At 33.7% G+C, this 20,565-nt stretch carries 13 protein-coding genes; all 13 read right to left on the bottom strand.

Translation table 11 applies throughout. The features are described 5' to 3' along the window. Window positions 1-8 precede the first annotated feature (8 nt). The 13 genes from NAB20_RS07290 to NAB20_RS07230 all read right to left on the bottom strand — a co-directional run bounded on the left by NAB20_RS07290 (window position 9) and on the right by NAB20_RS07230 (window position 20,532). Window positions 9-719 carry a hypothetical protein gene (locus tag NAB20_RS07290; protein WP_375604869.1) on the bottom strand — a complete coding sequence of 237 codons (711 nt, stop codon included), beginning with the start codon at window positions 717-719 and terminating at the stop codon, window positions 9-11. 4 nt (window positions 720-723) lie between these two features. After that, window positions 724-1,224, bottom strand: coding sequence for a hypothetical protein (locus NAB20_RS07285; RefSeq protein WP_375604868.1), 501 nt, complete (start codon window positions 1,222-1,224; stop codon window positions 724-726). Between the two features lie 18 nt (window positions 1,225-1,242). After that, entirely contained in the window at window positions 1,243-3,228 is a 1,986-nt protein-coding gene (locus tag NAB20_RS07280; protein WP_375604867.1) for a hypothetical protein, read from the bottom strand. Between the two features lie 21 nt (window positions 3,229-3,249). Continuing rightward, window positions 3,250-3,573 (bottom strand): hypothetical protein, encoded by a 324-nt coding sequence (locus NAB20_RS07275; RefSeq protein ID WP_375604866.1) that lies wholly within the window; start codon window positions 3,571-3,573, stop codon window positions 3,250-3,252. Then, window positions 3,570-4,619, bottom strand: a complete 1,050-nt coding sequence (locus NAB20_RS07270; RefSeq protein WP_375604865.1) for a hypothetical protein — start codon at window positions 4,617-4,619, stop codon at window positions 3,570-3,572. The genes NAB20_RS07275 and NAB20_RS07270 overlap by 4 nt, the downstream gene beginning before the upstream one ends. 6 nt (window positions 4,620-4,625) lie before the next feature. Further along, the gene (locus NAB20_RS07265; RefSeq protein ID WP_375604864.1) at window positions 4,626-7,652 is read right to left on the bottom strand and encodes a hypothetical protein; all 3,027 of its coding nucleotides are present in this window, start codon (window positions 7,650-7,652) and stop codon (window positions 4,626-4,628) included. Window positions 7,653-8,034: 382 nt separating this feature from the next. Next, the gene (locus tag NAB20_RS07260) at window positions 8,035-8,535 is read right to left on the bottom strand and encodes a hypothetical protein (protein ID WP_375604863.1); all 501 of its coding nucleotides are present in this window, start codon (window positions 8,533-8,535) and stop codon (window positions 8,035-8,037) included. After that, window positions 8,519-13,537, bottom strand: a complete 5,019-nt coding sequence (locus NAB20_RS07255) for a fibronectin type III domain-containing protein (protein WP_375604862.1) — start codon at window positions 13,535-13,537, stop codon at window positions 8,519-8,521. The genes NAB20_RS07260 and NAB20_RS07255 overlap by 17 nt, the downstream gene beginning before the upstream one ends. Before the next feature lie 137 nt (window positions 13,538-13,674). Continuing rightward, on the bottom strand, window positions 13,675-18,270 hold the full coding sequence (locus NAB20_RS07250; RefSeq protein WP_375604861.1) for a hypothetical protein: 4,596 nt from the start codon (window positions 18,268-18,270) through the stop codon (window positions 13,675-13,677). 198 nt (window positions 18,271-18,468) lie between these two features. Next, window positions 18,469-18,633, bottom strand: coding sequence for a hypothetical protein (locus NAB20_RS07245; protein ID WP_181142866.1), 165 nt, complete (start codon window positions 18,631-18,633; stop codon window positions 18,469-18,471). A 66-nt stretch (window positions 18,634-18,699) separates the two neighbouring features. Continuing rightward, window positions 18,700-19,086 (bottom strand): hypothetical protein, encoded by a 387-nt coding sequence (locus NAB20_RS07240; RefSeq protein ID WP_375604860.1) that lies wholly within the window; start codon window positions 19,084-19,086, stop codon window positions 18,700-18,702. A 4-nt stretch (window positions 19,087-19,090) separates the two neighbouring features. After that, window positions 19,091-20,314: a hypothetical protein gene (locus NAB20_RS07235; RefSeq protein WP_375604859.1), complete on the bottom strand. Its 1,224-nt coding sequence runs from the start codon at window positions 20,312-20,314 to the stop codon at window positions 19,091-19,093. 92 nt (window positions 20,315-20,406) lie between these two features. Beyond that, the gene (locus tag NAB20_RS07230) at window positions 20,407-20,532 is read right to left on the bottom strand and encodes a hypothetical protein (RefSeq protein WP_375604858.1); all 126 of its coding nucleotides are present in this window, start codon (window positions 20,530-20,532) and stop codon (window positions 20,407-20,409) included. Between the last annotated feature and the right edge of the window lie 33 nt (window positions 20,533-20,565).

Here is a 20,565-nt window from a genome sequence, read left to right as displayed (position 1 = left end):
GTATATTTTTATAAAATTGAATAAGGATCTTTGAAGTAATCTTTTTTATTTAAATTATTAATTGATTTATCAATATACCAAGAGTCTATTTCTTGATTTAATTTATTAAAATCTAATTTTCCTTTTATAAATACTCTTTTATTGAGTTCTTGCAATTGAGGTGATTCATTCTTTTCTAAAATAATTTTTTCTAACTCATCAGTTTTCAATCTTAATGCTGTCATAGCCAAATTAGAAACCATTTTCATCGAAGTTTTATACCATCTTCCAGCATATTTTTGCATCACAGTAATACCTGCTTGAGGTTTAGGACTTTCTTGAGTTATAAAATAAAATTTCACAATTGCAGTAGGTATTCCATCTATTTCAAATTCAAGTTTATGTTTTAATTCAAAATAATTTTTATCAACGTTCATTTTCTTTACTCTATCATAGTGGGATTGATCATTTATGTCTGCTTTTTGCCGACCTCCCAATGTGTTGAAAATTTCCCATTCTTCATTCGAACATGATAGAATTGATTGGATTAATTCCTCTGGAAACTCATTTTTTATATTTTTAAAATCCTTTGTAGCTTTTATTATAAATTCAGGTTTGTATTTATAAAAATAAATTTCAGTTAAATTAAAAGAATAGATTCGGTTAGATTTTTCCTGACAATAAGTGTTTTGGAAAAAAAGAAGTAAAGTAAAAAGGCTAATGGATATTTTTCTCTTCATTTTATTATCTTAGGTTTAATTTTTTTTCTTTTTTTTCTATTTCTATAAAAATGTAGCATATTAATAATGAAACTACCCACAAAACGGGGAGTCTTAAAATATTAAATAAATGAGATTTAATTGGATATTTGATTTGTGATTTTTCTCCAAGATAAGCTTTGGTGGTACAATATCTATACCAAACATACTTATAAATATACCCTTTTTTTGATGTTTCGATTTTTTCACTAAGATCATCATCCTTAATTGATCCAAAATAGATTTTAGTTTTATAATTATTTAATTCTTTAGAAAAGCCATAAACCCAACTCGAATTAGTACCCTCGTTATCAGTGCAGATAATAGAATCAATTAAGACATATTTTTTTTGGTATTCATTATAATTTATTAATAAATCTCGATCTCTTATTATAGTAGTTAAACTAAAAAAAACAGGAAAAATACCAAGTAATGAAAATAAAAAAAAAGGAATACTTATAATTCGAATCATTTTTTTTGTCAGCATATTTTAAACTATTATTTTTTATTCATATAAAGTAATCTTGTCAGTTATAGCCCAAGTTTTATCTACATCAACTAACGTAAAACTAATGCCTCCTTTTGATTTTATTTTGGCTTTGACTCCTAATTTTATGGGGTCAAAGTAAAAACCTCCTTTAAACTCATTACTGGTTATATCATATACAACTTTTCCAGAACCACAGCCTTCTCCAAAACCATTTACAGAAAAATCAACTAAATCTTTGGCGACTAATAGTTCTGCTTTAAGCCCCAATTCAAGACATCCTTTTAAATTTCCTTCAAAATAAAATTCATCATTGAAGACATTATTTGTTTCGCCAACTGTTTTTTTCAAAGAACCACCAATTAAATTAACTTCAACTTTCGGCGAAGCAAAAACTCCGACTTTTGATACATCTTCAATATTAAGAATTTTTAGAAAAGGTGGATAACCCAAGAATTCACCTTTTAGAGACAAACCTCCGTTGATACTCCCTTTAAGAACTTTAAAATAATGTCTTGAATTTAAATCAATATCATTATAATTTTCTCCTTTTATTTTTAATGGTTTAATTTCAATTTTAAATTTATCTGTTCCAAAGAAATCATTAATTTTATCAGATACTTTTTTGAAAGGAAGTAATAATTTATCATTAAACTGGGTTATTTGACTACTAACAGCTGGAGGCATAAAACTTGCATCTCCTCTGTTTTCGTTTATCCACTTCACATTAACATCTTTACTACTAGAGTTTGGAAACCCAGTAATCGCTGTTACCTTTACATCTTTCTTTTCATTTATATATTTTGAAAAACTTAAAATTCCCTTACCACTAGTGTAATCAATATTATTAAGTTTCCATTTAACATTTTCAATAGGAATTTCATTTATCATCAAGTTGGGTGTATTAGTAATTCTAAATTCTGTATTTTTAACTTCAGTTGTAACAGTAGGTTTATTTACATAATATAAAGTTTCCCCTTCACCTGCTATTCTTTTTGTATTTGATAAATCAATAGCTTCTAGTTTTGTAAAAACAAATGGTTTTAATGTTTTCTCAATCTCTATTCTTACACTTGGTTTTTTCTCTAATTCAAAAGCATTTGCTACAAGATCAAATTTCAACAAATTAATTAAATTCGGGGTGTTATCCTCAATTGGTAAACTTTGTTTGGCTGTTGTAGCATCATATCCTCTCCATAACGTCTCTTTTCCAGGTTCATGAATAGTAAAATTTACTTTTGTCCCTTTTTCTAAATTTTTCATCTCGAAAGTTTCATACATACTCCTCTTGTATGGAATTTTTATTTTCCCTCCTGTATAATATTTTTTGTCTTCGTATTCTATGTAATAATCTTTCCCCGTTACATTTGTTCCTGTACTATTTTGATTTGTATTTCCTGAAGCTGTCTCATTGGTAGGATTTGAAGTTTCATTTGTAGTACCTTCTGAATTTGTATTACTGTTGCTTGACTGGTTCTCCCCAGTCGTGCTTATGTTACCTACATTTGAGGAACTACTAATATTGTTTCCAGAGTTTACTTCTGTTGTAGTTCCACTTGTTTCTGATTCGTTTACACTAACTACTCCTACATCTTGACCTCCTCCTTGCGGTCCAAACACCTCTACAATCAAAGGATCCTGCTCCACCACATTCGGCGCTTCAGGATTATACGTTGTTTCCACCACACCTTTTATCAATTGGTAATTGGTATTAACCGTAATGTTATTAAACGCAACCGCAATTTTAGTATCGGCCAAATAAAGTACTATAATATAGCCTTTGCCAGTGTATGGATTATTACCTGATAATTCCAATATTTTTACAGGAAAATCTCCAGCTGTAAACGTTTCTGAAACGATAAGGTTGTTTATAGGGGTTTGGTTCGCTATAGCAATAGTAGGATTCAATCCGCAGGTAAAACTCGTGGTAGCAGTACCCGCTGCAGGGGTAGTAGGAGCGGTATCCCAAGCATATTTTGTGCTACTGATAGGTTCAAAACGCACACTAACCCCTTGAGCAGTAAACTACGATGCTTGTCCATTTGAAGCGACTCCATCAGTATTTTGCGCAGTTGTAGCACCCCCCGGAGCTGGCACAAATGGACCTGTTGCGTTACCTTGGCTATCTACGTTATATATTTGTCCGTTTCCGCCTATAATCACCGTATTACTCCCACCAGGTATGGTTATTTGTTCTCCATTGGCTCCGCCTACAATAATATCGCCATTGGGGTTAACAGTGACAGTAGTAATTACAAAGGTAACCTCGTTTTTAATCGAATATTCTTGAGCTGATAGGAATTGAAATAGGAATATTAAAAAAAATAATATTTTATTTTTTGAATTCACAATTTCTTTTTATAAAAAGGCATATTGACCATCCAGTATTCTTCTTCTTTTTCCATTTTTGAGCAACCTTCGATTACTATCTTTTTTAGAATTTTAATATTTTTTTTAACAAATTTATCTTTAATAGAAATGTCGTTGCTTTTCGCTACCTTATCGAACTCATTTTTTATTAATTCATAAGGAAGTTTATATTTATCAACCAGATAAAATACTTTTCCTGCAAAATCAAAGTTCGGAGAGGTATAAATACTATTACTTTTAGCAAATGTCCCATCAGCATTAAATACGTGTTCACTCATAATAACTTCTTGCCTATTCACTAATAATAAATCATATAATTTATTATTTATACTTGAAGTGTTAATATAGCTTACTATATTATGGTAATCTCTAAATGATTCGTTTTTGCCATTTGTTTTGACATAATTATTTACTTTTTCATTAAATAAATTGACTGCATCAGGATCGTTAAACGCTAATAATTCTTCTGTAAAATTCCATTCGAGTAGTTCTTTACTCCATTTTTTTATACTATCATATGCTTCAGGATATTTTATTTTTGTTATTAAATATAAATTAGGGATAGCCCCTTTACAGTCTCTTCCATTTTTATACAACAAAATTCTATCTGCAATTACACTGTCTTTTAATTTTAATATTAATTTTTCAGATTTTAAAATAGAATCTATTTGCTTGCTTCTTTTTTTTCTGTACAAATAACTCTCAACTTCATATTCAAGTCTTTTTTTATCATCTAATAATTTTATATATTCTCTATTTTTATTCTCTAATTCATATTGACAACGAGAATTTCTATCTAAACTTTTTAAGAAATAAGTTTTTATTTCTTTGTCAAAATAGAGGCTTTTGTAATCTAAATCTCCTCTTTCGTAACTAATTTGATCCCTTATTTTATCTATTGCATCATAGACATTATTATTTTTAAAAATATTTAATATCGTATCTCTTGATACATATTTTATTTGTTGTGCATTCATTTTACAACAAGCACATAAAATGAAAATTATTGTTAATTTATTTATCATATTTTTTTATTTAGAAGTTCTTTCGGTATTTAATAACTGGATCTTAAACCACGTTTTTCTGTTTATCTGATAATCCATAAAATTATGTTTGGTATTACTTAATTTAGAATCTAAAATTATATTTAACCACCCATTACTTTCAAATGTATGTGGTAAACGCAACCAATGACCAAATTCGTGTGCTGCTAATTCTTCTTGAGTCTCTCCAATACTTGAAGTTGCTTTTACGTGAAAACCACCAACTCCTCCGGTAAAATGTGCCCCTCCAAGGAATTGCGATGATTCGTCGTTAGATACTGATGCTTTTTCTCTTACTAAACTGGTTACATAATAATAATCATTTGCTTTATCGTAGTTTGGTGGATCAAACTGACTTCTATCTACACCTGGAAATTTAAAACCATCTAATCCTTTCAAAATATCATTTGTACTTGAATAAGTAGTAGAAAAAGTTGTTTTAGTTTGATTTATATTAAAATTCTCACTGTCAACTGTGTATTTAATAAAAAATTGATTGTGCGAATGTGTATTTAAATAATATTGTAAAGATTGATTGGTAAAAGGGCTAGGATAAGTTATGTCATCATTAAATTTAACATAAATTAAATGTATATTTTTCTTTATAGTCTCCGCACAATAATATTCTATTAAACCAACTTTTTCTTTTGTCTCTTTTACAAAAACTTCTATCAAAATAGGATCTAATGTTTTTGGTTTTGGAATATTTACATATTCCAATGCGTTTATTATAATTTGATTAAGCGTTTTAATATCATTTGCATTTACTTCTAATTCGGATTGTTTATTAATTTCTATTTTATTTTGCACTGTCGGTCTAAAAACCAACTTAAAATCAGGATCTTTTTTTGCTATATCATCAAAATCGTTAAAATCAACTTTAATTGTCGCAATTTGATCTTTTTTCAAACCAATCACAGGAGCATAATAAACTTCTTTCTTTTTGCCAACAATAATACTTTGATAATAAGTATTGCTTTTTATAGTAGCGTGCCTTTCAAAACCGTCATCGTACAAGAACTCTCCAGTATAATTATCAGGTCTGTTAAATTTTACTACTGGTGCTGTGTAAGTTACTATATTCAAAATGGCTATTTCGGTTTTTCCAATACTATCCAATACAATTAGTTTTGTTTTCTCTTTTTTCAAAGTAGCTGCATCAGCTTTTATAGTTACAAAATACTTGCCATTCTCTTTAATTAAATTTACATCTTTGTCATCGAGTTTTAATTTTGTTTTTTCAATACTTAATGAGATACTTTCATTCTTCTTTTTAATTTCAATTTTCAAATCTTTACCGTGTAGCATTGTTGCTAGTTTGTCTTTGTGCAAAAACTCTACTCCTTTATAAGCAAATTTTAATTCTGCTTTTGCTTGCTCTTCAGTAGTAACTACTTCACTTATTGATTTTGTAGATTTTACTTCTCCTGTTGAATTATTTACTTCATAGGAATTTCCTTGACTATCTGTTACAGTTGTAGTTTGGCTATTGCTATTTATAGGAATTGTAATAATTTGACCATTTGGACTTGTTATGTTTATAATACTTTGTGAAGTGTTAACTTGAATATTTTCAGTAGAAGTTATTGGAAAAGTAACGATTGAACCACTATTTTCATTGCTATTTTGGTTATTCCCGCCACTCAAATCCTCTACATCACTAATATTCGGCGCTTCTGGATTATACGTGGTTTCTACCACTCCTTTTATCAATTGGTAATTGGTATTAACCGTAATGTTATTAAACGCAACCGCAATTTTAGTATCGGCCAAATAAGGTACTATAATATAGCCTTTGCCAGTGTATGGATTATTACCTGTCAATTCCAATATTTTTACAGGAAAATCTCCAGCTGTAAACGTTTCTGAAACGATAAGGTTGTTTATAGGGGTTTGGTTGGCTATAGCAATAGTAGGATTTAGCCCACAAGTAAAACTCGTGTTACTAGTCCCCGCTGCAGGCATGCTAAACTGGTTAATCCCCGAGTAGGTAAACGTGCCGGTATTACCCAAAACAGCTGGCTCGCAACTGCCTCCTACACGAAACTCATAGCTCACACCGGCTTCTAAGTCCGAAAGAGTGGTCTGGGGGTTCATGGTGTACACCTCAAACCAAAGCCCCCCAGCCCCCAAAGGGGGAGCTTTCTTATACTGGAGATGATACTTGGTGTGACTTTTATCGCCTAACCAACTCACGCGAACACTACGGGCACTTACAGCCTCGCTTAATATAAAAGTAGGAGCAGGACAATGACTGGCATACGTAAAATGGTAAATCTCACTATATCCCTCGTTTTTAAACACATTATTAAGCGACAATCCCGAGGTTGACATAGCACGCACCCGCCATGCATAGCGTTTGCCTGGCAATAAGTTGGGTTTACTCACATCATACAACAAGGCTGTACTACGCAGTTCCTCTTCATACAATAAGGGACTGGTTAAAAAACCTATTTGTGGATCTATAGTAGGATCCAATATTTCTTTCAGTTCAAACTGATACGAGACATTGGTAGCATTTATTTGTCGAGGGGTCCAAGTAAATAAAATATTCGGAAAATCGCTTACCGCAATACTTTCATTTCGAGAGGGCGTATTAAGCAGTGGAGGATCGTTGAGCATCAAATACAATTGCGCACAACTTTTTTGCGAAATTTTCTGATTAGTTAAAAAATCATATAACTCAAAACAAACAGTATACAAGCCCTCGGGCAACGCATTAGCATATTGCGAAGGACTCATGCCTTCTAGGTTTTCCAATCGGAATAAGGGTGCCAACTCTAGGTTAGTCAACGTTAGCAATTCACCACCATTTATATATATCGGGTTCATGCCTACCACCACCTCCGAACTCTGCGCCTGAATCCCGTTGCCTTGCACATACATTTTAAGTCGCACCTGACGATTGTTGATCCCAATATCAGTGGTATTAACCAATAAGCGCATTCTAACATCCATACTGTTAGCATAGTCCGATAATCGACTGCTATAAGGCACATGAAACACCGGTGTCATCTGTACCGGATACACCTGCGCCATACCCAACAATGAGGTGAAAAGTAGGAGTGATGCGAGTAAAACAAGTCGTTTTAGCATAAATGACTAATCAGCTTCCAAAGATACGGTTTTGGGCGTTCCCTTGTTGCATACCTGTTTGTTGTTAAAAACAACGATTTCTAAGCAACAAGGTCGGGCTATCCGCTGTATCTGCTGCTTTTCAAGACAGCAGGATGCCGCTACTATCCCTAACGCGCAACGCAAGAAGATACTTTTTAAGTTACAAACAGCTTAACTTTCTTTTTCTAAGCATCAATCTTACTTCCGTTCTTCCCTTCGCTACTATTCCTTATAAGGAACACTTTTTTCTAAAAGTGTTGAGGAAGTAGCAGGGCTAATTTTATTTCTCATTCTTTTTCAAACATAGACTTCCTACAAGGGAAGGAACCCTTGACATTGATATTTCTATTTTCATATCATTATTTATAAGGTAGTCTATACTTTCGTGGGCAATAAACCTATCCCAATATCCCTTGGATTTTATTTGAATATTTGGAAAGTATTTTTCAATATTATCTGACAAAAAAGGAACTTCTAATCTTTCATCTAAAATAAAGATATCTCCCTGATAACATCGACTATCATTTTCCCAGACTCGTGGGAAAATACATATACGTTCTACATTTTTATTTTCTAAGTAAATCACTATATATGGAGAATCTTCAAAAATTACTCTTTGCAATTCTGAATATGATTTTGAATAATTTTCAAATTTATAAGAGATATTACAAAATTCCTTTAACCAGCTCTCAATATTTACACCAACATTAATAGGAATATCTTCTAAATATAGTGCCTCTTCTTTGAAAGAAACCTTATTAATACTATTTAATTTTTTCATATGTTTTTGTAATGTCATTAAACCTATAATTATACTTTGTTTTAAGAGGCTGAATAAATGTTCCATCAGGTTTCTTCCATCCTATCGTAATAACCTCAATTTCTCGTTGATAAAATCCTGTAGATCCAAATAAAGTACTTGGGTCAGATAACAGCCTAATATTGTCTCCTCTAGCAAAGGCTTCTTCTAAAAATGGTAAATTATAATCTTTCCAGAATATTTCATTTGCCTCTGTAATAATTTCTGATTTTGTTGGATTAATATTACCCAACTTTTTTAAATTTTCAACAGCTATTTTTTGTAATCCATTATATGTATTATCATCTACATCCAAAATATTAATTCCTCCTTTATTGACTTGTCCTCTTCCAAAAGCTCCTTCAGGTAAATCATTCTTTATCCATTTAGAACCAGGTGCATCTAACACATCATCAAATTTTGCTATACAAGTAGTGGTTTTGTCGGAATTTGTAACTATATTCTTTCCCCATCCTTCATAATTAAAACTAATTGTATTTTCTGAAATTTCAGCTAATAATTTATCGTCTTTAGAAAATATTTTTATAATATTCCCCACTTTTTCTTGTTTATATCCCGCATTAATAAATACACTATATATTTTACCTATATCTCCTTTAAAAATCAAATTTCCACTAACGACATTTTCTGTCATTGCAAACGCTTTCCAAACTTTTTCTTGCTCTGTTACCAATTGTTTTTCAGTAGGAGAAAGGTTATCAAGATTTGTGGTCAATGTTTTCCATTGTGTGTACTGTGCTACTAATAAATCTCTAATCCCTTTGTTTTGTTGTAAAAAGTTTTTGGTATTTTCAGGAAGTGCAACTACAAATTTATATCCTCCAACAGTCAGATTTTTCACACCAATAACTGCCATACCAAGATTGAAAGCGTTAATGGCTTTGCCAAGGTTACTGTTTGGTTCTACCGTACCAGTATTTACCGCAATATTCCCAACTGCACCTGCTACTTCTGCCATTGCCCAAGCTCGGCGTACCCAAGTTACTTTGGTAGCCAAGGCAGTGCCTCCGCTAAAATAGATGGTTGCTAAATCTAGAGTAGTTACTACGCCTTTCTCAATATAATCGTTGCGTATCTTGTCGGCTTGGTATTTTAGCAAAATAGCTGGCACAATGTAATTGTTATTGCCAATGCTGTTTTCTCCTAAAGCCGTAGCAATCAATGGCAACTTGTCACCGTTTGGCACAATAATAATCGGCGTAAGAGGAGATACTTCCGTTATTTTTTCGGTATGCTCTGTTTTTACAACACCGCTTCCATTAGTATCAAAAGCATTGTAAAAATAAGTGGTATAAACATCGTTCAAAGTTATGTTTCCTGTACTTTCACTATATTCTCCTGCATTTACTTTAGAAGTAAATCTTGGTGCAATAGCAGAAGAGGTATCACTACTATAGTTAATCGCATTCAGGTTGATCATTCTTGTTGCAAAATCATCTGCCTTAGTAGGCCATCTTTTTTCTAAAGATTGTGGTGCTTGGTTAAACATTGTTACCAATGCTCCTATAAAATTGGTGTAGTTCTTTTTATCTGTCAAGAAATAGATAGAAGCATCGTCTAGCTCTGCTACTAGATGTTTTAAGACTTTGTTGTTGTTTTTCTCTAAATACGTATAGAAGTCTCCATAATTGCTGGTCTTGATAGCGGACATCAAACGCAGAATTGCCAATTCAGACTGCTCTTTCAGGGTGGTTTGTCCTGCTACAGTGGTAATAAGGCTTTCTATCTCTTCATATGTAAGATTCCGGATAGCTGCCATACAAGTGCTGTTCACTGTAGAGACTACTTTTTCTGCATCCGTCAGTTTAATGGCAGCTTTTAGATTTTGGATACCTGTTTGTAATTCAGTTTGTGCACAATCTTTCTGGTCTTGAGCCAATAATTCTTGGGTAAAGTTATTATTACAAGAAGCATCTCTGATATCTAAAGGAGAAATCGTCCAATCGGTATCTTTAAAAGTTTTTATTTTATCAGCTATCGTGTTTTGTACATCCGTTGTTTTTTCATCTTTAACATTCCAAGGAATTACAACGTAATCGTACATACAGCCGTCTCCTCTTAAGCGGAACAAATTTACTTTATCATTTAAAAATTTTTCTATCTTCTTTATTGTAATTTTATTATCGCCGTTTGTATAAGCCTTAGTTTGAATATCCCAATTGTAGGTTGTATTATTGTCTTTAACGGATGCTATAGTGTAATCTTTTGTTATCAGAACCGTAATAGGAGTTTTTTTGCCGTCTTTATAAAAATCATCTATAATAGTACCACTTGGTGTAAGTGCAAAGTGTGCAAATTTATTTTCCTCCCCCTGACTATCCCCTTGAAACCCATAATATTTCAGTGCAGGATTATTAATCTGTGCCCAATCAAGATGTCCTAACTCAGTACCAGAGCCATAATCCATTAAGAAAGGGGTTTCCCCTTTATCAGTGGCATTAGCAAAAGGATGCTGTAAAGCAAAAACCCCGTGCGCTAACTCGTGAGAGGCTGTTTTGTTTCCGGCATTAGGAAACACATACCCAAACTGCCCATATAACGCCATAAAACCTTCTATACCTTTATCACTTGGCAGGTTAGAATAAATCAGGTAATACGTTTTAGGATCATAATCAGGTAACGCTTTTATTTTAGCGTTTATGCTTTTTTCCTCATCGGTATAATAATCAAAAACGCCACTTTCGCTAGTGGTTATTTTGGTATCGCCACCACCATCATAAGTCAAGACTGGTGCCGTTTTAATGTTAAGCGTTACACCTGCCTTGGTGTACACTTCCTGCAATTGTGTGATAGCCGAGCTCGGAATATTATTACTCGAATTTAAGGGGATAAGGGTAACATTAATTGGTTTTTCGCTAATATGTGTCAAGCGAAAAGCATTAATTATTTTATATTTCCCCCCTTGTTTAATGACCGCTTGAATTTCTTCTTCGGCATAGGTTTTAGTCCCTTTTAATGTAAGTAGGTAACCATCAGCTGTTTTTTCTTTATCTATCAGTACTCCATGCTGTGTTTTAAAAATAATACTATCCTGTACTATTTTAGGATCTGAAATGGCAATTTTAGCTTTCAGCACATCACGCTGACCGTTTACAACAGCCTTGTAAGACAAATAGTCACTACCCACTTTAGCATATTTCTCTTTAATATAACTAGGGGCGGTAGTAGGAGCGGCATCCCAAGCATATTTTGTGCTGCTGATAGGTTCAAAACGCACACTAACCCCTTGTGCAGTAAACTGCGATGCTTGTCCATTTGAAGCGACTCCATCAGTATTTTGCACAGTAGTAGCACCCCCCGGAGCTGGCACAAATGGTCCTGTTGCGTTACCTTGACTATCTACGTTATATATTTGTCCGTTTCCGCCTGTAATCACCGTATTACTCCCGCCAGGTATGGTTATTTGTTCTCCATTGGCTCCGCCTACAATAATATCGCCATTGGGGTTAACAGTGACAGTAGTAATTACAAACGGCACGGTTTGAGTCACAATTTGTCCATTATTCCCACCACTCAAATCCTCTACATCACTAATATTCGGCGCTTCAGGATTATACGTGGTTTCTACCACTCCTGTTATCAATTGGTAACTGGTATTAACCGTAATGTTATTAAATGCAACCGCAATTTTAGTATCGGCAAGATAAGGAACTATAATATAGCCTTTGCCAGTGTATGGATTATTACCTGTCAATTCCAATATTTTTACAGGAAAATCTCCAGCAGTAAACGTTTCTGAAACGATAAGGTTGGTTATAGGGGTTTGATTGGCTATAGCAATAGTAGGATTCAATCCGCAGGTAAAACTCGTAGTAGCAGTACCTGTAGCAGGCATGCTAAACTGATTAATCCCCGAGTAGGTAAACGTGGCGGTATTGCCCAAAACGGCTGGCTCGCAACTGCCTCCCACACGAAATTCATAGTTCACACCGGCTTCTAAGTCCGAAAGTGTGGTCTGGGTGTTCATGGTGTACACCTCAAACCATTCGGCTCCCGCTACGTTCGACTTGCGGTATTGCACATGGTATTTAGTGTGACTTTTATCGCCTAACCAACTCACGCGAACACTACGGGCACTTACAGCCTCGCTTAATATAAAAGTAGGAGCAGGACAATGACTGGCATACGTAAAATGGTAAATCTCACTATAACCATCGTTTTTAAACACATTATTAAGCGACAATCCCGAGGTTGACATAGCACGCACACGCCATGCATAGCGTTTGCCTGGCAATAAGTTGGGTTTACTCACATCATACAACAAGGCTGTACTACGCAGTTCCTCTTCATACAATAAGGGACTGGTTAAAAAACCTATTTGTGGATCTATGGTAGGATCCAATATTTCTTTCAGTTCAAACTGATACGAGACATTGGTAGCATTTATTTGTCGAGGGGTCCAAGTAAATAAAATATTCGGGAAATCGCTTACCGCAATACTTTCATTTCGAGAGGGCGTATTAAGCAGTGGAGGATCGTTGAGCATCAAATACAGTTGCGCACAACTTTTTTGCGAAATTTTCTGATTAGTTAAAAAATCATATAACTCAAAACAAACAGTATACAAGCCCTCGGGCAACGCATTAGCATATTGCGAAGGACTCATGCCTTCTAGGTTTTCCAATCGGAATAAAGGTGCCAACTCTAGGTTAGTCAACGTTAGCAATTCACCACCATTTATATATATCGGGTTCATGCCTACCACCACCTCCGAACTCTGCGCCTGAATCCCGTTGCCTTGCACATACATTTTAAGTCGCACCTGACGATTGTTGATCCCAATATCAGTGGTATTAACCAATAAGCGCATTCTAACATCCATACTGTTAGCATAGTCCGATAATCGACTGCTATAAGGCACATGAAACACCGGTGTCATCTGTACCGGATACACCTGCGCCATACCCAACAATGAGGTGAAAAGAAGGAGTGATGCGATAATTTTTTGAACTATTTTCCCCATATTTTTATATTTACTTAACCAAGTGTTTTATACTGTATACTGTATAGTGTAATTTGTATATTGTATTCTAAATTTCAAGTTCAAAGTTTCAAGTTCAAAGTTTCAAGTTCTAAACTCTAAATTCTAAACTCTAAATTCTAAAACCTAACCTGATTCTCATTTTTAAATTTATACGTATACTCCGTTGTTTTTTTATTACCTGGCAGACGATATTTTAAAGCTACCTCATAAAATCCAAAACGCATAAAAGTATATTCTTTACTTAAAAACTGATACGCTAAACTTGTTGACGTAATCGTACCATTCACATAATCATTGACCACCTGATCTCTTAAATCCATCCAATCGGATTTATAAAGCAAAGGTAAATTATACTTAAATGGAAAATTTGATTTTAACCATTGCGTATTTGTGTCATTCTCTAAACTTGTCAGATAATAAGTACTTATTGGCAAAGCTTTTGCCGGAGGTAATCCTAGCTCATTCGTGTCACGATTTCGAAGGGTATAACTGCCTGCTAAAGGGTAGGCTTTATACAAATAAGGAGCCATATCTGTAGTGTAATAGGTGTCATTTAACTTAGAAGTTGCCGTTAATAAAGGGGTTGTTTCACTGTACATAGTCCCTTGTAAATCGGTTAAATCAAAAGCTTCTTGGCTATTCAAAGTATTACTCAAATAAATTACATCGGAATAAATCATACCAAAATTATAGTTTTGAGTAGGGGAATGCTCCATTTTTTGTGTAAAAGTTTTGTATTTACTGGTTCCAAAACCATAACCTATACGTTCAATTTCTCCTTCTTTAGATTGTGATTGTGCTTGGTTTTGAGTAATACTAATGTCATTATCACCTTCCGTTATGCTAGTCGTACTTGTACTAGCTGAGGTAGTGGCAACTGCACCTTTTAAACCACTAATAATAGCAAAACTATATTTTTTATCTTGCTCTATATTAGGTAATGTATAGGAAACCTCATTAGCATTTGTGTCATAGTTAAAAGCCGTAGTCAAACTTGTACCAGAAGGAAGGACTTTCATTTTTACTTGAGTTTCCCAACTAGGATCCTCAAATAAATAATCCTGTCCTCGTTTTAGTTTAATATACCCTTTATCATATTCTTCTTCAAAAAAGTATTTTTGATCGACCACAGGATACGAATATAAAATATTGGTTAACGGAATATAGTTAGGTGCACCTCCCGTAGTAAATTCACGTTCTTCTAGTTCTTTAGCCACTTGACCATTTTGCATAACGGTCCTAAAAATTCCATTCTCAAGTTTTTGAAAACTTACTTCAACTTGAACTTTCAAAGGCTTATTAGGAGGTAATATATCAGTTGATATAAAATTGGCTCTATCTTTCATACTAGTCCATTCTATAGTACCAGCAACTTCCTTAGTGCCATCTAAAACCTTAAATTTTTCTAAAATAATTTTATAAGTCTGATCACCATCATCTTCAGGTATCACTATAGGCTCATTAACTTTCATCGCGAAAGTGGCTTGTGGTATAGTGAATACATCGGCTTTTTCTGTCCCTTTTTTAGGACTTACGTCGGTTATTAATTTAATACCTCCTAAAGGACTTGCATTTTCAAAGATACATTCCTCTCCTATGGTTAGTTTAAATCGGAAACGTCCTTTTATCAACCCTCCTAAAATATTCATATATCCTCCTACATAGCCACGCATCCAGAATGGATTAGGTAATTTAGCTTGCAACAAAACCGCAGCGCCTCCAGATACGATTGGAATTTTCATGTTAATAAACAACAGTTTTACACGTATCCCTAATTCACCTTGTAAATAAGCATAAGACTGCCCGTTGGCATACCAGCCGTTAATCCCTACTTGATCACCCGTGTTGGAACAACGGGCTTCTCCGTAATCTTTCAGCATAATATCAAATCCTATACCTGCTTGAAAACGTGCATAAAACAGCAAGAAACTCAAATCGCCCGTATCAAAATCCAAACTCGCTCCAAAAGCGAAACCACCTCCATTAGCCAACGCATTTTCATCACGCATATAATTGAGAGATTGGGCATCTACTCCTAATATTTGCGCTACTATATCTGGCGGTGGTGGGCTACCTGGTAGTTCAGTTCCTGCCATAAAATAACTGGTAGTTTTTAGACTAATTCCAGCAACACCCATCTTCACCCCACAACGATCGTCAGGAGTACCTATGTAGATATACCAATCCTGTGGGTCTTTATGAAAAACTGCCCAACCAGCACGACCTCCAGCTCCTACACCTGCTATAAAATTACCAGGGGTATTAATGTAAACATCAAAAGTCCCATGCATCGATTTATTTTGAAAATCAAATTCGATGGCAGCTTCTACATTAATCCCTACTTTGTCTGATATTTCGCCAGGAATAGAGGTTTTGGCTTTGGGTAAAAATTTACTTGCAAAGGAACCGTTTAAACTAGATTCTGATACCCCCATAAAACTACTCATAGCAGCTGGACTCGAGGCTACTTTATTCATCAAACCTGAAACACTTTTTAATCCAGGAATTTTAGCCATGATACCTCCTTTTCCAAATATGGCCAAAGTATTAATTCCCCCACTGGTATTAAAGGCTATTTCAAATCCTGCTTCACCATCAAAAACTTCCTCTTTACCTATATGGAAATAAATTAAGGCTTTCAAACCTAATCCTCTTGTTTCATCTGGAATATAACTCAATCCAGAAGGGGAAAACTCTGTAGGTGAAATGCCTTCTTTACGACGCATTTTATAATAGGCTCCTCCTCCAAAACCATTAATCATAAAAGGGGATGGGACTGCGGGCCATTTGGCAGAAGCATCAAAATACCAATACTTAAAGGTGGTTTTTCCAAATATGGCTTTAGCTTTAACTTTTACAACACTGACTACTTCTACATCTAAATCAGCGCTAAACCCATCACCATACGTGGGGTCGTTTTCCATCAGGATAAGCTGACCATTCATCTTAAACCCGCTAAAATCAGCCTTAATGTTGATGGCGGATAAATCTAAACCATCATATTTCCACTTCTGACGGAAGTTTTCTTCGTGTAATTTGGCTTTTATACCAATACGCGCTGTAGCTCCTGCTCCTATGCTCTCCATCAAATTCAGCCCCAAATCAAAATCTAAACGTGCTGAGGATTGTTGCATACTAACTCCTATATTGCCTATAGAGACGGGAAAATTACCAAAACTTACGGTACCTGCATATCCCATATACTGTACAGATATCACGGGACTTACCGTTTGTAATTGCAAATTTTGAAAGGTGATGCCACTAAAATCAACTGTTTTCTTTCCTGTAGAATTTTCTTCAGTATCTGACTTACTTGTTGTAATAGACAATGTTCCATGCAAATTAGCTTTGGGTAAAAAAGTACCATTAGCTATTTTCAATTCTACGGAACTATTAGGTAATAAGGTCGCTTTGGCTTTCCATAAATCAAAACTTAACGCATCCTTCGTAACAACTATTAATCGTTGTTCTTCTTTAGAGATAAAACCACTATACGCTAATGCTTTTGAACTAGTTTGAGGGTTTGTATTGCTCGAATTCTTCGTTATCGGCAACAAAATTTGTCCATTCAAATTAGCTTTTACAAAATGATTAGCCGCTATTGTAACATCTATATGATCTAAAGAATAAGCCCATGATTTCTGATCACTTGTAATTCCTTTTTCTAAAGGGAAAATATTGTCACCATAAAAAGTTCCTGAAACACCAAATTTATCGATGATTAGTTTTGATGCCCCTAAGTGTATACGCTCTTTGGTTTGTTGGGTATCGGTAGTCTTAAATTCCTTGGGTAAACCTACATCAAATGTTTCTACATACACCCCTCGCCAAGCATTGGCGGTAGGCATTAATAAACCGTTATTCTGATAATAATCAGGAAATTGTACCGTAGGATGATTTTGCAAATCACTTAAATCCAATACTGCATTACTAACTAAAAATTGAAAATTCCCATCATAATTACTGCCATTTCGCTTTTCTTTTAGAACAAAGGGTTGCAAGGATACATTGACTAAAATATCATTAAAATTACTCCCCATGATGGAGAACTCACCTTTTACTCTATTAGGCACTTGTTTGGTTACACCATTATAATAGGTTTTAGGAACAGTTGTTCTAGCTTCGTTTACAACGCCATTTTCTAAAGGCAAAATCAAATCTCTTGAAAATTCAACAGCTCCTGAAATTTTCATCTCTTTAAAACCATCACAGTCTATAGTAACATAAGTAAGCTCACTATTTACTGCTCCTGTTTTCATATCAAAACCGCCATAGAGCGAGAGTTGCCATTGGTTATTATTAAAAGGAATATCAATATTTCCTAACAATACTAATTTCGCTTCGCCTATAATTCCACCTTGATGTGAAAGCTTTATATTATCTGCTCCAAAAAACAATTGCACTGGGGTACCATCGGCTTTGGTTTGTGGTAAATCCACACGACAAAAAACGGTTAGCATGGTATATTCAGGCGTAAAAGTAGCCTTTGTAACTCCTACTGAATATTGTACGTTACTTACGGTTTTTCTAATACCTATGGGTAATTCAACTAATTCTTGATTTGCAAAACTATTTACCCATCGGTCTGTTTTTTCAATCTTAGCAAAACTGGCCTCCGCCATACCCTTAGTATTAGGACTTTGTTGGGAAACACTCGTTTGACAAACAAGTAAATTCAAGAAAACAAGTAGTGAAAATAAAATGTTTTTCATGTGGATGTGTAATTTTTTTTAGTCTATTTATTTTAATTTTTCAACAACTTCATATCTTAAAATACCCTTACTTTAAACCAGTAGCTAACATACTTTTCAAACGAAGGTTTTATATCTATTAATGGTTTTATTTTATCATTGCTCTAAACTAGAATGGGCAAAAGTATAAGACCGTGAAATAAAAAAACAATGTAATATCTATCTTATTTTTAGATATCCGTGAATTAAATTTTGGGGCAGTTTACTTCTACCTCCAATTAATTTTCCAGTATTATCTATATTTTTACCATCAACTCCACTTTTCGGGAAAAAATTTCCTGAGTTTTCAGGTATTTCAACTTCGATTTTAGCGGTATATGGCATATTATCATTACTATAATCTCTAATATCCGAAATTCTGTATTTACCTTTTGTGGATAGTGCTAAGACTTATTTCTCTTTGTCATTTTCACATTTAATAAGAAAATCTCTCCATTCTTTTACTATTTCCAAAAAATCCTGAGTAGGGATTGAACCAAAAATAATTTCGCCTTCATCAACATAATCTTTAAATTGCTCGATCTCATGAAAAAAATTATCATCATATTGTCCAAACTCAACTTTATCTCGCCAAATTCGAATGAAGGATTGTCCCCTAGACATTAATTCTTTGTAGCCAGTATTTCCAAAATCAGTAATGTTTAGATCTTCATAAATATTAACATCTTTAAAAGCACTTAAACCTCCGATAAATTTATATAATTCATTATTGCTGTGTAAAAAAGGATTAATTCCAAATCTTAAACCAAACTCAATTTTATATTTTTCTAATTTCATAGTATTAATTTATATCTTGCACCCAACCTGTATTTAAAATATCACTTTCGAGATTTACACCTCTAATACCATACCCTTGAATTGTCATTATTTTTCCTTTAAAGTTAACTAAAGACTCCCATTTTTGAGAATTCCCATCTATTTTCCATATTTTATTCGGATTAGCAAAAGCTATAGCAACTAGTTCTTCTGTTTCTGTAGCTGTTAACATAGGAAAAATTGAAGCTGTTCCTGTGGAATTGTTTCCTTTTTTCAAATATATTAATTTCAAATTATCATTTAAAGAAGGCAATGTTCCATGGTCTTTAATTTGGATCCATCCGTCTTTATTAGGCACTCTAACTGTGGCAGGGCTTATATCTACTGCCTTTGTTCCATCATTTAAAGCAACACCTTTTGGTGTTTCAATAACTGTAGCCGTTGTTATAACTGGTGGCATAACATTTGGATCTGGATTGTATTGAACTCCTCCTGTGATAGGTTTTTCAAGAAAAGTAACAGAAGTTCCAGGTTGACCAAATATTGAATTATTCGATGGTGACAAATAATGACCTCCATGTAAACCAGATAACGCTAAATGAATAACGTCAGTTTCTCTAGCTAATTGGTTTTGATTCAAATTATGTTTTATATTATTTACCAAATTATTATTATTGGTTAACAAAACTTTTATTGTTGCTAAGTCAGCCTGTAATCCATTACTTCCGTTCATAAATTCAGTAGCGTTATATTCTTTATTCAATACTTCAACACCATTTGATTTGATAATCAATTTAATATCACCATAGTAAACATACTTAATTTTTCCTGTCTCAATAATATTTTTCCAAACTCTTAGAAAAGTTACATCTGAACTATTTCCAAATTTCACATTCTTCCAAACTTCAACCAACTCCCCATTATTAGCATTTAATTTTTCAAGAGTTGTAGCTGGAGCATTTCTAAAATCAGATTCAAATTTAGTTTTAGTTGTTAAATTAAAGGCATTGTATTTACTCAAAACTTTAGAATATGGAGTTATTTTTGCTATAAAAGTATTAGTCAAATTCGAGTTTAATATTTTTAAAAAATATTCTCCTAAGTTATTTTTCACTAGTACTAAGTCGTCTAGTTTTGCTAAATTATTTTTTATATGTGCAATCCCATTTATTTTAGCTACTTCAACTGCTTGTGTAGTACTAGGTAGCCATTTAACATTACCATTTAATGCTAAGACCCCATTTACCATAGTAAACGACCCCGCTGCGCAAAGTCTCCCGACTTTGAGCTACTAACTAACATACTTCACAAACGATAACTTTTTTATGTACATTCACTATTCTATTTTAAAAAATCTATCACACAATCTCTATACACTTGTCGTGTAAATACATCTATCCAATCTACAATTGTAGCTGTAATGAAATGTGCTTTTTCTTGATTTCTTATAATGTAACCTTCTTTCATTTTATTTATCGTTGCTCAAAGTCGGGAGACTTT

The sequence above is a fragment of the Flavobacterium davisii genome (assembly GCF_042182265.1).
Taxonomy (GTDB): domain Bacteria; phylum Bacteroidota; class Bacteroidia; order Flavobacteriales; family Flavobacteriaceae; genus Flavobacterium; species Flavobacterium davisii.
This window is presented reverse-complemented; position numbering and strand designations above follow the sequence as displayed.